13 protein-coding genes are annotated in these 14,532 nt (G+C 52.4%); 8 read left to right on the top strand and 5 right to left on the bottom strand.

Annotation, left to right across the window (positions count from 1 at the left end):
* The first annotated feature begins 20 nt into the window (after positions 1-20).
* Positions 21-1,199: an imelysin family protein gene (locus ACJJJB_RS17290; RefSeq protein ID WP_245556710.1), complete on the top strand. Its 1,179-nt coding sequence runs from the start codon at positions 21-23 to the stop codon at positions 1,197-1,199.
* Between the two features lie 56 nt (positions 1,200-1,255).
* Here the strand turns inward: ACJJJB_RS17290 and mepK are convergent, their stop codons facing one another.
* From mepK to ACJJJB_RS17265, 5 genes are all read right to left on the bottom strand, one after another.
* Positions 1,256-1,789, bottom strand: coding sequence for a peptidoglycan L,D-endopeptidase MepK (gene mepK, locus ACJJJB_RS17285; RefSeq protein WP_020414267.1), 534 nt, complete (start codon positions 1,787-1,789; stop codon positions 1,256-1,258).
* Positions 1,790-2,858: 1,069 nt separating this feature from the next.
* On the bottom strand, positions 2,859-4,037 hold the full coding sequence (locus ACJJJB_RS17280) for a L,D-transpeptidase family protein (RefSeq protein ID WP_020414268.1): 1,179 nt from the start codon (positions 4,035-4,037) through the stop codon (positions 2,859-2,861).
* Between the two features lie 27 nt (positions 4,038-4,064).
* The gene (locus ACJJJB_RS17275) at positions 4,065-5,321 is read right to left on the bottom strand and encodes a L,D-transpeptidase family protein (protein ID WP_445365229.1); all 1,257 of its coding nucleotides are present in this window, start codon (positions 5,319-5,321) and stop codon (positions 4,065-4,067) included.
* Between the two features lie 179 nt (positions 5,322-5,500).
* Positions 5,501-7,468: a L,D-transpeptidase family protein gene (locus ACJJJB_RS17270; protein ID WP_282952253.1), complete on the bottom strand. Its 1,968-nt coding sequence runs from the start codon at positions 7,466-7,468 to the stop codon at positions 5,501-5,503.
* 426 nt (positions 7,469-7,894) lie between these two features.
* A complete protein-coding gene (locus ACJJJB_RS17265; RefSeq protein WP_445365228.1) occupies positions 7,895-8,809 on the bottom strand; it encodes an NRDE family protein in 915 nt (304 codons plus the stop codon).
* A 17-nt stretch (positions 8,810-8,826) separates the two neighbouring features.
* Between ACJJJB_RS17265 and lgt the strand changes: the two genes are divergently transcribed.
* From lgt to ACJJJB_RS17230, 7 genes are all read left to right on the top strand, one after another.
* Positions 8,827-9,678 carry a prolipoprotein diacylglyceryl transferase gene (lgt, locus tag ACJJJB_RS17260; protein WP_444946036.1) on the top strand — a complete coding sequence of 284 codons (852 nt, stop codon included), beginning with the start codon at positions 8,827-8,829 and terminating at the stop codon, positions 9,676-9,678.
* 6 nt (positions 9,679-9,684) lie between these two features.
* Entirely contained in the window at positions 9,685-10,518 is an 834-nt protein-coding gene (locus tag ACJJJB_RS17255; protein WP_444902532.1) for a thymidylate synthase, read from the top strand.
* 10 nt (positions 10,519-10,528) lie between these two features.
* Positions 10,529-11,038 carry a dihydrofolate reductase gene (locus ACJJJB_RS17250; RefSeq protein WP_444946037.1) on the top strand — a complete coding sequence of 170 codons (510 nt, stop codon included), beginning with the start codon at positions 10,529-10,531 and terminating at the stop codon, positions 11,036-11,038.
* A 287-nt stretch (positions 11,039-11,325) separates the two neighbouring features.
* A complete protein-coding gene (locus ACJJJB_RS17245) occupies positions 11,326-12,108 on the top strand; it encodes a DUF3450 domain-containing protein (RefSeq protein WP_020414275.1) in 783 nt (260 codons plus the stop codon).
* Entirely contained in the window at positions 12,105-13,475 is a 1,371-nt protein-coding gene (locus ACJJJB_RS17240) for a MotA/TolQ/ExbB proton channel family protein (RefSeq protein ID WP_282952256.1), read from the top strand. The genes ACJJJB_RS17245 and ACJJJB_RS17240 overlap by 4 nt, the downstream gene beginning before the upstream one ends.
* Positions 13,476-13,489: 14 nt before the next feature.
* The gene (locus ACJJJB_RS17235) at positions 13,490-14,017 is read left to right on the top strand and encodes a MotA/TolQ/ExbB proton channel family protein (protein ID WP_282952257.1); all 528 of its coding nucleotides are present in this window, start codon (positions 13,490-13,492) and stop codon (positions 14,015-14,017) included.
* A gap of 115 nt (positions 14,018-14,132) precedes the next feature.
* Complete coding sequence (locus ACJJJB_RS17230) at positions 14,133-14,531, top strand: ExbD/TolR family protein (protein WP_445365227.1); 399 nt, start codon at positions 14,133-14,135, stop codon at positions 14,529-14,531.
* Position 14,532 lies beyond the last annotated feature (1 nt).

The following is a 14,532-nucleotide window of genomic DNA, read 5'->3' as shown; positions in this document are numbered from 1 at the left end:
TGGGAATAATGAGGAATTGAGTGAACGGACATAGCATTCGGTATCTGGTTGTGGTGCTCTTGCTCGGTGGCTTGGCGCTCACATTGGGATGTGAGAAGGAGCCCGTGGAACCGCCCAAGACTCTTCGGGATGTGGCGCCGCAACAGATCAGTGAACAGGCGGCCTCAGACCTTTCTCTGGCAATTTGGCAGGCGGGACAGGCCCAGGTACTCCACACGCATGCATCAGTGGAAACTTTACAGCGCGCAGTTAAAGCTCTACTGGCAAATCCCAGTGAGGACCAGCTTGAAGAGGCCAGGCTCTCCTGGCTGGATGCACACCGGGAGTTTGCGGCAACCCTTCCCTATATACAGTTGGCGTTTTCCCCGGTGGACTTGCGTAGCCAGGGGCGCAAGTTGATGCTGGCATTGGACAGTTGGCCAGCCCAGGCTGGCTACCTGGATACGGTGCCAGGGTATTCAGACAGCGGCATTGTCAATGACACTGCAATCGAGCTGACCCTGGCTAATTTACGTAAGCAACACAGGCTTACCGCCCATGAGGAAGCCAGTACGGGGTTTCATGCCTTGGAAGTCATGCTTTGGGGGCCCACTGGAGAGCGCACTGCAGAGGACTTTATCCCCGATAGTAACGGTGAGAAACCTGAGGCGCTGGCGGTGAATCGTCGCCGCGAACTGACCCGGCTGATTGCCAAGGGTATGGAAGAGGATATGGCCGGTCTCGCGCGCCGTTGGCCGACTTCAGCCAATAATTTGTCGCGTGAGTATCTGTCTCTGGGGCCTGTAGCACGGCTACAGCAAATTCGTGCTGCGCATACTCAGGTAATTGATGAACAAGTATTACGGCGCCTTCCCGAGGGATCAGAGAGTGACGTGGAAAGTGGTCGGGCTGCGGATTCTAAGCAGGCTCTGTTGGGCATCATGGCGACTTTACAGTCCAACTGGATACCTACCGGTGGTGGCGGCATGGCGGAAGTATTGCTTGACCGTCATCAGGTCAGTGCACTGGAAGAGACTTTTTCGGATTTTGAGGCCTTGTTGCTGAAGATGGAGGATCCGTTTGAGCTGGCTGAGCCGGGGCAATTGGTGCAGGCGCGTAAACTGCTTGAACGTATGGCGGGTTTGATGGCAGGAACAACCCAGGTTCCGTTATCGGAAAAGGATGTTATGCCGGTATCCCTGCCTACGATAGGGAACTGATCAAAATAAAACCCCGGCAATGGCCGGGGTTTTTGATTTGGAGTACTTTCTCAGTCTTACCAGCGACGTACAGGGCCAGTATCTACATGGACGAAGTTACTTTTCGGATAGTAGCCAACACCGCCTGCTTTTAGAGCCAGTGCCGCCTGTCGCAGTTTTGACAGTGGGACGCCCGGCATGCGGATATCCAGGGCCATACCACGAGTATGGTAACTGCGCTTGGCAACTCCGCGGCCTGCAGCACGCAACTTGGCGTTGGTCTTGGCCGATCGGTATCCCGAGATAATCTCGATGGTACCTGTGTAATTGAACTTTTCCTTCAGCTTATACACGATATCCAACAGTTTCGGGTCCATTCGAGTCACTTCGTTGGCTCGGTGGTCGCGCAGCAATTTGTTGAATTGTTTCAAGCCATTACTGCTGTAGTCTCCGTTAGCCCAGTAGGCGGCCTCCAGCTTCTCCCCTGTGTGCAGGTTGCGCATCTTCAGGGTGCGGGAGCTACCTACTTTAGCGAAAGTCGGTCCGGCGCTGACCGCCGCCGCAGTTGCGCAGGTCACTGCCAGGAATCGACGTCTGGATGGATTCTTCATAATTCCGCCTCGTCGTTAATTCTCTTCGGAGCGCGTCGGATAGCGCATCCGGGTACGGCGGAAAATGTACAAAAAATAACCAGTTGTTACAAATTTGCAGCTGCTAATTCGGAAATAATCATACCGCTATGCTGGTAAATTTTTTCTCTTATGCTACCGGCGGGTGGGAATTTTCCAGAAATAACTCAAGGATACCTGTTAGCAATGAGACAGCGTTGTCATTTTGTTGCCAACGTTAAAAAAACATTTTTCTGCGACTGTTAGGTTCCATAGGGCTGGGAAAGTGATAGAAAAGTGGGGCTCGGACACGGTGAGAGGTCTATTACCTACTCTTTTGAGAGCTATTCAAATATACGAAGAGTGCTGCTGGTAGGTTGTTAGAAAGCCCTATGTAGCATGGGAGAAAGTCCACCTCTATCTATTACCCCTTCCCCTTTGAATGTATGTACATGTATATACAACATTGAGGGTATGATTCCTACATATCCTTCAGATAGATACCTTATCTCGATGTGATGGTTGTGGATAAGAGTGCGCCTGATTGGTGTAAGTAAAAGTTCTGCAGGATGCTTCATATTTTTATTAAATAAGAATGTTGGCCACAGTACTCCTTTTTTAATTCTTGCAAAGCTATAGAATTCTGCGATCTCGGTTACCCATTGCTATAAATCTTAGCTGGGGTTTGTGGCTAAAGTTGCCTTTGCGACCTTCTTTTTTCAGTACTTAAAAACTACCGTAGGCTGCAGCCGTTTTTACAGTTTTGAGAATTGTAACTCTATCAGTATTCAATGTGTGTTGGACTTTTTAGTCGAAATAGAGCCTTTAGCTAAACAACCAGAAAGAAAATCAAGTTGTTCAATTCCATATCTTAGCGCTATGGGGCTTTTGAATCTGATTTTTTAAGAATTGAGATTTTTCCTAAAGATACCGTAAAAGCGCTGTGCTTCTTTCATTACAAAAACGTTTAGCCCAGATAACTAAAATTTTGTTCGCGTTTATTTCACTATTTTTTTAGGTTTTAAAGCGTAGATCATTTTCAGGTTGTCAAAAATCGGACTCACTTGTGGAGCTAGTTCAGAGGGGCCTGATGTTTATCGCGGTGATAAATATCCTGACGGAACTGTGGGCGCCCATGGGTATCTATCCAGGCTGTCATATAGACAATAAAAAGCCGTGGGGCGGGCTTGATCGGAACATTGAGGACCTCACTGCCGGTTGTGGCCTGGGCAACGCGAGTTCTGTCCCATCCCTGAGACTCAAGAAGTGAGTAAGCTAACTCTTCCGGCTGCTGGAGCCGTACACACCCGTGGCTGAATGCTCGCTGTTGTTCTGAAAATAGGCTCTGGGCCTGAGTATCGTGTAGAAAGATTGCCTGCTTATTGGGAATAACAAATTTTACTTTGCCGAGGGTGTTGTCAGGACCGCTCACCTGACGCAAGGTGGCGTGGCCACCGGCTGCACGGGCGAGGCTTTCATCGGTAATTGGTGATGTGGCTCCGCTACGATATTGAACTACTCGGTAGCCACGACGGTGCATGGCGGCGGGGTTGTGCCGCGCCTTGGGGAGGAGTTCGGTAATCAGAATGCTTCGCGGCACTGTCCAGGTGGGATTGAAGACGACACTGGTAATACGGCTGTGCATGTTCGGCGTACGGGTGCTACTTTTGCCAACCACTGTTTTCATGTCCAGCTTAACCTGACCATTCTCGACCAACTGCAATCGGTAGCTGGGAATATTGACCAATATATAGCGGCCATCCTCGGGAAGGGATAGTTGGTCCCAGCGATCCGCATTCAGGGTCATTTGCCTAGCTCGCTCAACGGGGGAAACTGACAGGGCGGAGAGAGTTTCATTATCGGCAACCCCGGTGGCGGGAAGTCCGTGGCGGCGCTGAAAATTTTCAAGGGCTGACTGTAGGGCGCTGTCGAAGCGCAAGTGATCCTTCTGAGGGGCTGACGCAGGTCCCGGTTGCCCGCGATAGTCTCCATATAGTTCAAGCAATTTGCGCAATTGCAGCACGCGTAAGTCTTTATCCCCTGCCTGAAGAGGGCCCCCTTCATTAATAGGCCGCCAGCGTTTGGCAATCTCCCGATAATGGTTGGCTTCAGAGCGCAGTTGATTACTGATATTGACTGGGTTTAGAGCCACAGATTCCTTAGTTGCCATGGCAATGTGTATTGGCGTCGCAGAGGCGATAGCCAAACTGAGTAAGGCTGCTAGGCCTAGATGGCGGGGAATCTTGACCATAAATAACTCCCGTGGTGATACTTGTGCTTAACCACGGTTTGTCCCCGCACCGGCTTTATCACGTTGGTAAATATCCGGTCGGAACTGTAGCTGTCCATGCTCATCCACCCAGGCAGTCCAATAGGCGATATAGACCGGAAGAGGATTTTTCAGTTGTACGCCATGGGTGCGGCTACTCATCAGTGCCCGGTCTATGCGCGCCCTATTCCAGCGATTTTGTTGAGCCAGCATCATGCGGGCAAACTTCAGCGGTTTTTCCAGACGAATGCAGCCATGACTGAAAGCGCGTTGGTTTTTTTTGAAAAGGTGCTTGCTGTTTGTATCGTGCAGGAAAATTGCCTGGCGATTGGGTATAACAAACTTGACCCGTCCCAGTGCATTGCCCGGTCCACCTTTTTGCTGCAGCGTTACTTTTCCTCGGCGAACGCCAGCGACATTACCTCTGGTAAAGGGAACAGCCCTGCCGCGGTGGTTGACCAGCCGGTAGCCCTTGGCGCTCAGGGCCGAGCTGCCTTTTGGCAAAAGTTCTTTCAGCGCGATACTCGGCGGCACACGCCACACTGGATTGAATTCCAGGCGGGTCATACGCGTGGCGATCAGTGGAGTCATGTGCTTCGGTTTGCCCACTACCACTTTCATACGAAACTGCTCTCGATCACCGTCGATCAGGCGGAGGCTGAATTCCGGGATATTAACAACGATATAGCGTGGCCCCAGGTCTTTGGGCAGTTGTTCCCAGCGCTGAAGATTGGCGCTCAGGATTTGTGCCAGTTTGGCAGGATTGGTATTGAGACGACTGCGAGTGCGTTCGTCCACAAGTCCATCGGCTTTCAGGCCGTGGCGTCTTTGAAACCGGCGTACTGCCTGCTGCAGGGGCTTATCGTAGACATCAGCTTCCAGGCTGCCTTTTTCGGTAGTTTCAGCAAAGTCTTCTGGCCGGTAATCGCCATACAGCATCAACAGGCTGCGGAGCTGCGCGACCCTAGGGCTGCGGCTTCCGGGAGTTATAGGTTGCCCTTTAGATAGGGGCTTCCACTGTTCCCCCTCCGCTAAGGCGCTGTAGCGCGCCAGCTCCTCGCTTAGCAAGGCATATTGACGGCCGTAAGGGGAAAAAGGATCACTGCCAGAAACGCCCTCAATCGAATCATCTTTTTTGGCGTTTCCTGGCGCGGCGACTGCTATCGACTGCTCAAAGCCCAGTGCAACAGCCAATATTATTGCGCAACCGCACCACATCGGTTTTCGTGCAACACGCAAACGAGAAGGGAAAAAGCCAACACCCATAAGTCACCCCTGTAAGCAAAGAAGGATCACCGGAAATGATCACTCTGCTCACAGTGGTAACTTGTGACCGTGAAACTCTAAATAATTATGGGGAATGGATGCTGCTGGTACTCACAGGAAAAGGTATATAGGTATTACTTTCACGAGGCTAAGGGCGGCCCTGGGGCCGCCCCGATAACTTAGAACTGGTTATCACTGAGTCCGTCCTTGTCGTAGATATCAGGGCGGAAGTTCAGCCTGCCCTGGCCATCCACCCAGGCGGTCCAATAAGTGATATACACCTTGACCAGTTGCCTCAGGTCTACTTCGGTGGTTTCCTCGCCGACGGTTAGCTTGTCTATACGCCAATGATCCCATTCGCCCTGTGGACGCAATAACGCCTCAGCCAAGTGGCGTGGCTTCTCCAACCGGATACAGCCGTGGCTATAGTCCCGGTCGGTCAGCGAGAATAATTTGCGCGCGCGCGTATCGTGCAGATAGACATCGTGTTTATTGGGGATTTCAAATTTCACCCGGCCGAGCATATTCTCCTCCCCACCCATCTGGCGCATCAGGTAGGAACCCGCACCTGCCGCCGAGAGATTCTGGGATGTGAGCGGTAGATACTCCCCTCTACCACTAACCACCCGATAGCCCATGTTTTCCATGCCGGTGGGGTTCTTGCGCGCTTTGGGCAGGATCTCATTCACCAGGATACTGCGTGGTACAGTCCAGGTGGGATTGAACACTACTTTACTAACCCTCGTAGTAATTTCAGGCGTTGCATGTTTTTTCTTACCCACAACTACATTCATGGCCAGCTTTACCTGGTTGTTCTCCACGTATTGGAGACGGTAAGCGGGAATGTTGACCTGGATAAAGCGCTCCCCAAGATTGGCCGGCAACTCCTCCCTGCGGAGAATATTCATCTCAACAATTTTTGCCCGAGCAGTAGGGGAGAGGTTGAGCCGTTTGCGCGTGCCGCGGCCCACAATTCCATCGGGTTTAAGGCCATGGCGCTTTTGGAAACGCAGCACTGCCTCGTGCAGTCCGCGGTCGAATCGGTTGGGGTCGACGCCCCCATAACTGTAGCGACTGGAATAGTCACCGTATAGGGAGAGCATATCCCGCAGGTGGCTCACATGGGGGTGGCGTGCTCCCATAGTCATAACAGGTCCTGGAGGAATGGGACGCCAGCGCCCGCTAGCAGAGATTTTGCGCAGCCGTTCAAGCTCATTTCTCAAGGCATATGCATCACTACCGTAGGGTTTATTCTCCTCGAAGTAGGGCCCCTCGCTATTTTCCGTGCGCGGGACCGCCTCGCTTCCCCGACCATTGGCATTACGGCCTTGATTGTAATATACGCGGCTGCCATTACTCCCGGCTCCAGAGCCATTTACATTGTTATCTCGGTAAGAGCTGTGTCGTGAGCGGTTGTAGCTGCGATTGGCGCTTGATGAGCTGGAATAATTGCGATCGCGGTCAGTTTCGTAATCGCGTGAGTAATGGCGGCTGCGTGGGGTGCTGCCGATAATGCGCGCTCGGTTGTAGCCGCGAAAATGTTTGCGCCCACGATGTTCATTGGTCTCTCGCTGGCTGGGTTGTATCAGAGCAACCATGCGAAATCCCTGGTCATCACGGAACACAGGAGTGATACCGCGACGTGGTCGACTCTTGGGGCTTAGCCGGTCCAGTTGGGTGTCCTGGGCATAGGAGACAAACGCGTCGGTGAGCAGGATATCGAGAACTGCGGCCATCTGCAGTCGCTGGGGGGTGTCTCTCAAAGTGCGGTCGAAATAACCGAGATGGTAGCGGTAATCCACCATGCTGCTGGGATTGCCTGAGCTGGCTGCTGTGAGTTGCTTCAACAGATCGTTGGCGCTTTCACTCAGGTTGTAGTTATCGAACCACAGTAGACGGTAATCCGTGCGCTGGTAAATTCTGCGCACCGCGGCAGGGTTGAATATAGGATCCTGGGCTGGCCAAGCGTCAGGGTTTTCTTCCAGCCAGTGAACCAAGTGAGGTCGTACGGCGTTTTCAGGCAATACCGGCACCGTTTCTTGGTTCGCGGCAAAGGCATAATAGAGAATAGAGACACAAAGAGTGCCCAGGGTTAGTAGGGGCAGAATGGATTTTCGTTTGCGGAGCTCAGGGTTGAAATAAGACATGGTACCTCAGCGATACTGCAGGGGCCCGGGGTTGTCTTGCGGATAATACCGGGCGCCAGATCGTTCATACCTTCCCAACCTGTGGCGAGCCCATCCAGAAACATTTTGGTGTTCAGCGTTGACTCGCACTTGTCATGCGTCCCGCGCGACATCCTCTTATTTAGACCACAATTGGCGCCGCACTTGCGCGAATATCAACCAATTTCAGTCTGTGAAAGTAAGTATGGCAACAAATGAGGAATTTGCTTGGCGTTTGCTTCTTCTTAGATTAAGTGTGAAAGAAAAAAGCGACAATCTAGCTGTATCAACCATGCACATTTATTCTTTTTGGCGGAAATAATTCCATTAGTGGGTGGGTGCTTGTACGATTAGATACGGCTAATCAAATGTGAAAAGTGGGCTAAGTCACAGTTTTTCATGGGGTTTTTATGGCTCTGGAGGAGCGAGGCAAAAGTGACGCAAGGGTCCCTGCGGCTCACCATTTTCAAAGGTCTGTTCCCATAACTGGCTGGCGCCATTTCGATTAAAAGCGACTACGGTGCTGGCGCGAGTACCGTAACCTCCAGTCAAGTTATCTGTTTTGGTGCCGGCTGGCAGAAGTTTTTCCCTATGGTTTATCTGTACGAATATTGACGACAGGGCTCGTTCAAGGGAAAGGCCAACACCCGTTTTGGGAAGGTTTGCGTCCGCAGCTCTTTGTCTGTCTTGAAGCAAGCTGAGGGCTGGCTCTACGAAATTATGGCCGGAAATTGGGCCCTTGATATTTTGTACAATCCGTTCTAAACCGGCCTTTCCCTTTTCGACCTTGGGCCAGGGGGCATCTGGTGCTCCGTTGGAAATTCCGTGAACCCCTGCCGTAAATAAAAATGGAGTGTGGCGATTGCCGGCACAGGTGAGGGGGTGTTCTGCTCTCAGGTCAAATAGCAGCGCATTAAAGCCGCGGTAGCGAGGCCCTTGAAGGGTCCTGGCAAATTGCTCTGGTGTACTCATGCCAGTCAAAAAATTAACCGGAATTTCCCCTCTGGAAAACGCATTGTCAGGTTCGGGTGTGCCGGGTTCGCGGATATTAGTGACTGCGGCGACACGGCCGGGGGATATGCCTGCCCAGGTGCCGCCAGCTTCCAAATCCCGCCCGGCTACCAAGCTTCCCGTGTTCCACTGCGCTGCTGGGGCGGTAGGACGAGCGTAGAATTCATCTCGATTGGCGATCAACAGGAGTGGGTACTCGGGGTGGCAGCGATAGGCAAACAGTAGTAGGCACATAGCGGCTTCCTGGGCGGTGGGGAAGGGCGCGCCCCTTTCGCTACGGGGCGCTTTGCGACCATAATACGCGCTTAACAAACAATCTCGATTCCCCCATGCTGACTTACCCTGAAATAGACCCGGTGGCCATCGCTATTGGCCCATTAAAAGTGCACTGGTATGGCTTGATGTACCTGTTCGGCTTTATCGCAGCCTGGTGGTTGGCACTGCGTCGCAGCACCAAACCATGGTCTCCGGTAATTAAATCAGAAGTCGAAGACTTAATTCTTTACTGTGCAATAGGCGTAGTTGTTGGCGGGCGACTCGGTTATATGTTCTTCTACAACCTGCCGCAATTGATTGAGAATCCGCTTTCGCTGCTTAAAGTGTGGGAGGGCGGTATGAGCTTCCACGGAGGCCTGGTGGGAGTGATGCTGGCTACCGTTCTATACGCCCGTAAAATTGGTACAACCTTCCCCGTGCTAATCGACTTTGTGGCTCCCTTGGTGCCTATTGGCTTGGGACTGGGCCGGATGGGCAACTTTATCGGCCAGGAACTCTGGGGCCGGCCGACTGAAGGCCCCTGGGGCATGGTATTTCCCCGCGATCCTGAGCTGCTGTCCAGGCACCCCTCCCAGCTTTACCAGGCATTTCTTGAAGGGCTTGTGCTCTTTGCTGTGCTCTGGTGGTTTTCCAGTAAACCGCGTCCACGCCTTGCCGTAGGCGGTATGTTTGTTCTGCTTTACGGCATATTCCGCTTCCTCGTGGAATTTGTGCGGGAACCGGATGGTCATATCGGTTTCGATCTTTTTGGCTGGATGACCCGTGGCCAGCTTCTGAGCCTGCCGATGATTTTGGCCGGTATCGCTCTGCTGGTGTGGAGTTACCGAACCCAGCCTCTACCAGAGGGGCGTGTTGGTAAAAATGGCAATAAGCGGACGCGTTCCCAAGTTAATGGCGGAGCATAGCAATAGATGAAGCAGTACCTCGATCTAATGCGCCATGTGCGCGATCACGGCACGGAAAAAGGTGACCGTACAGGCACCGGCACCTTAAGCGTTTTTGGGTATCAGATGCGCTGTGACCTCGCGGAGGGGTTTCCGCTAATTACCACGAAAAAGTGCCATTTACGCTCGATCATCCACGAACTCCTTTGGTTCTTGCGGGGGGATACCAATATCCGTTACCTGCAGGAAAATAGGGTAAGAATCTGGGATGAGTGGGCCGCAGAAGATGGTGACCTGGGTCCGGTATACGGCCATCAGTGGCGCTCCTGGCCGACACCGGATGGCCGCCAAATCGACCAGATTGAACAGCTGGTACACCAATTAAAAACCCGTCCCGATTCCCGGCGCCTGATTGTCAGTGCCTGGAACCCGGCAGATCTTCCCGATGAGGGGATTTCCCCGGCAGATAATGCCCGTGAGGGGCGTATGGCGCTCGCTCCCTGCCACGCGCTGTTTCAGTTTTACGTGGCTGAGGGTAAGTTGTCCTGCCAGCTGTATCAGCGCAGCGCGGATATCTTCCTCGGAGTCCCCTTTAATATTGCTTCCTACAGCCTGCTAACCCTGATGTTGGCACAGGTTTGTGGCCTTAAGCCGGGCGAGTTCATTCATACTTTTGGTGATGCTCATCTCTACTCCAATCACCTGGAGCAGGTTGAGCTGCAATTGCAGCGTGAGCCTCTGCCGCTACCAAAGATGCAACTAAACCCCGATGTGGAAGATCTGTTCGCCTTCCGCTTTGAAGATTTCGAGCTGCAAAACTATGAGGCTCATCCGCATATACCGGCACCGGTCGCGGTTTAAGGGGAGAGGTATGGATACATCTATCGCCCTGATTGCGGCTATAGCGCGCAATGGTGCTATCGGTAAAAACAATGAGCTCCCCTGGCGTATTTCAGGTGATCTGCAGTTCTTTAAGCGCACGACTATGGGCAAACCTGTAGTGATGGGGCGCAAAACCTATGAGTCTATCGGCCGACCTCTACCGGGTCGCGTCAATATCGTGATCACCCGCAATCGTGATTGGGCAGCTGAAGGTGTCGAAGTGGTGGACTCTCTGGAGTCCGCCCTGGACCTTGCCGGTGAGCGGGCCTCACTGGCAGGTGCGGCTGAATTGATGGTGATCGGTGGGGCGCAGGTCTACCGCCAGGCCCTACCAATGGCAGCGCGACTCTATATCACCGAGGTGGATGCCGATGTGGAAGGGGACGCCTTCTTCCCAGAGATTGACGACTCATGGGTCGAAGTGGTGCGGGAGTGTTACCCTGCTTCAGACAAGAATGAGTACAACTACGCATTAGTTCAGTACGACAGATTTAAATAAAAACAATTTGATTAAAAGTTGATCAATCTGTTAAATTCTGCGACAGCCTACACAAGGAACACCGCCGCCAATGTGTGCAAGTGACCCGGTTTTGTTACCCGGTTGTTACCTTGCTACCCATGCGGGCCGATGCTGACAATCGGCATTTGAATAATCAAATCGGCTGTTTACAATGTGCGGCTCTTAGCTGTCTTCTAACCAATGTTTTTAAAACAAAAGGACACCGCGTTGTGGCAGCTAACTCATCGCGACCATGTTGTGAAATATTGAACCCACTGGGGGGTCTAATGAAAACCAAGCGATTCATGGCTGTGGCGCTGACCACTGCGCTGTCTGCCGGCGCGCTCTACGGCAGCGTAGCCACTGCGGATACTCTCGATAACGTACTCGCCGTCGGCCAGCAGAAAACCACTGCGGCCCAGGCATCGCAAAAGCGCATCGACAAGATTGCCGAAGAAACTAGCAGCCTGCTGCAGGACTTCAAGGTGGTCAATAAAGAAATCGATGGTCTGCGCGTATACAACCGTCAGCTGGAAAAGCAGCTGGCCAACCAGCTCCAGGTTATCAATGAGCTGGATGCATCTATTGCCAACGTTACTGTCATTGAACGTCAAATCCAGCCGCTGATCCTGCGCATGCTGGAAGGTCTGGAGCAGTTCATCGAATTGGATGCCCCGTTCAAACTGGACGAGCGCATGGCAAACCTCGAAGGTGTAAAGAACAATATGGACCGTTCCGATATTACTGTTGCGGAGAAATTCCGTCAGGTATTGGAGCTGTACAACTTCGAAGCGGAGTACGCGCGTAAGATTGACACTTACGGTGATTCCCTGAACGTAAATGGCCAGGAGCGCGAAGTAAACGTGCTGCAGATCGGCCGTATCGCTCTGCTGGCTCAGACTACCGATTCCGAGATCTCTCTTGCCTACGATAAAGGCCAGAAAGCCTGGGTTGAAATCGATGCTGGCGAATATCGCCGCGCCCTCATGAATGGCCTGAAGATCGCCAAGAAGCAGGCCACTATCGACATCATGACCATGCCGATCCCGGCTCCGGAGGCAGCGCAATGAAATCCTCTATTGCCAAACGCGTATTAGTTGCAGCAGCGGCTGGCCTGATCAGCTTCTCTGCTGTTGCCCAAGAGAAAGCAGCTTCCCTCGACGATCTGCTGAAAATGGTTCAACAATCCAAAATTGCTGAATCCAAAGAGCACAAACAGCGTGAAGCTGATTTCCGTCGCCAGAAAGCTAATCAGCAATCTCTGCTGAACAAGGCCAAAGACACTCGCACGGCGGAAGAAAAGCGCTCTGCCGAGCTGGAAAAGAAATACCAGGAACAGGAAGTTGCTGTTGACCAGAAGCGCCAGCAGCTGGACGAGCGTCTGGGCTCCCTGAAAGAGCTATTCGGCCATATGTCCTCTACTGCAGCAGACCTGAGAGCGAATGTTGGCTCTTCTCTGGTATCTGCCCAGTATCCTGGCCGTACCGAGTTTATTGATGGCCTGCTGGCAAAGATGAACAGCGCTACTCAGCTGCCCACTATCGAAGAGATCGAACGCCTGTGGTTTGAGATTCAGCGTGAGACCGTGGAGTCTGGCAAGGTTGTTAAGTTCAACGCAACTGTGATCAAGCCTAGCGGAGAACAGGCTCAGCAGGAAGTTGTGCGTGTTGGTAACTTCAACCTGGTTTCCAACGGCAAGTACCTGGAGATGAATAAAGCCTACAAAATGGCTGAGTTGATCCGTCAGCCGGATGCCAAGTTCCAGGGTATGGCAGAAAGCCTGCAGGCCTCCACAGCTGGCTTCAGTGCATTTGGTGTTGACCCGACTGGTCCTACCGGTGGTTCCTACCTGAAAGCCATGATCAACAGCCCGGATATTGTTGAGCGTTGGCACCAGGGTGACATCGTAGGTTATATCATCACTGCAGTTGGTGTATTTGCGATGCTGCTGGCCATTTTCCGCCTGATTGTTCTGACCGGTGTTAGTGCCAAGGTAAGTGCTCAGTTGCGTTCAGCTACCCCTAATACGAATAACCCACTGGGCCGTGTACTGGCAGTAGCTGAAGAAAACAAAGGTGTCGACGGCGAGACTCTAGAGCTGAAGATGGAAGAAGCCGTTCTGAAAGAGCGCCCAGCAATTGAATCCGGTCTCAACCTGTTGAAGATTATTGCAATGGTAGCTCCGCTGCTGGGTCTGCTGGGTACCGTTACCGGTATGATCATTACCTTCCAGGCGATTACTATCTTCGGTGCTGGTGATCCTAAAGCTATGGCTGGTGGTATCTCTTCTGCATTGATTACCACCGTTCTCGGTCTGTGTGTTGCTATCCCGACTGTATTGATGCACACCATCGTTAACGGCCGCGCCAAGCGTATTCTGCATATTCTGGAAGAGCAGAGTGCCGGTATCGTGGCGGAAAACGCCGAGCGTAAATAAGAGGAGGCGGCAACATGCACGCATTAATCGACGCATGGGCCGCCGTCAACGCCTTTATGGCGTCGGGCGGGCCAGTACTGTTCCTGATCGCCGGCCTGACCTTCTTTATGTGGACGCTGATTTTTGAGCGGGTCTTTTACTTCAACAAAGCGTTGAAGGTTGATGTTCAAGGTGTGGTTGACCAATGGGAGGGACGCGGTGAGCGCAAATCCTGGGGGGCCCACCAGATCCGCTACGCGATGATCTCCCGGGTATCCGAGAAAATTCAGGACAATATGGATATGATCCAGGCTTGTGTTGCCCTTGCGCCCTTGTTCGGGCTGCTGGGTACGGTCTGGGGCATGATCAATGTGTTCGATGTTCTCGCGATTACTGGTGGTGGTGACGCCAAGCAGATGGCCAGTGGTGTATCCATGGCAACTATCCCGACAATGGCGGGAATGGTTGCGGCCCTCTCAGGTGTATTTGCCAACACTTACCTTGCCCGGAAAGCAGAGCGTGAGACTCAGCTGCTGGAAGACCATCTGACGATGGACCACTAAGCACACATAAGCGAATAGGTGAGCTTATTTGCTGTGAAGGTTTAGCCAACCAGATATTTTCACCGAGGGTGCTCCCTTGGAGCCCCTCGCGGGAAAGTTCGCTAAGAGAGTTGCTATGAGCAAAAGACAAAATACGGCAGAAGAAGCGGGTGCTATTGACCTCACGCCCATGCTGGATGTGGTGTTCATCATGCTGATCTTCTTTATCGTCACCGCGACTTTTATTAAAGAACCGGGTGCTGATGTTGTGAAGCCGGATGCGACAACCGCTGAACTCAAGGCCGCCTCTATTCTGGTAGCGATCAACGACAGTGATGAGATCTGGATTGCCAAAGATAAGGTTGATGAGCGCCAGGTGAGAATTGTCCTGGAGCGCCTCTACTCGGAAAACCCAAAAGGGTGGTTGGTAATTCAGCCCGATAAGGAAGCGAGTATTGAGAAGATTGCCCTGATTGCGGAAGCTGCCAGGAAAATTGGCATCAAGAAAGTTTCGGTCGCGACAGAAAAGAGTTAAC

It is taken from the genome of Microbulbifer variabilis (genome assembly GCF_052468405.1).
This window is presented reverse-complemented; position numbering and strand designations above follow the sequence as displayed.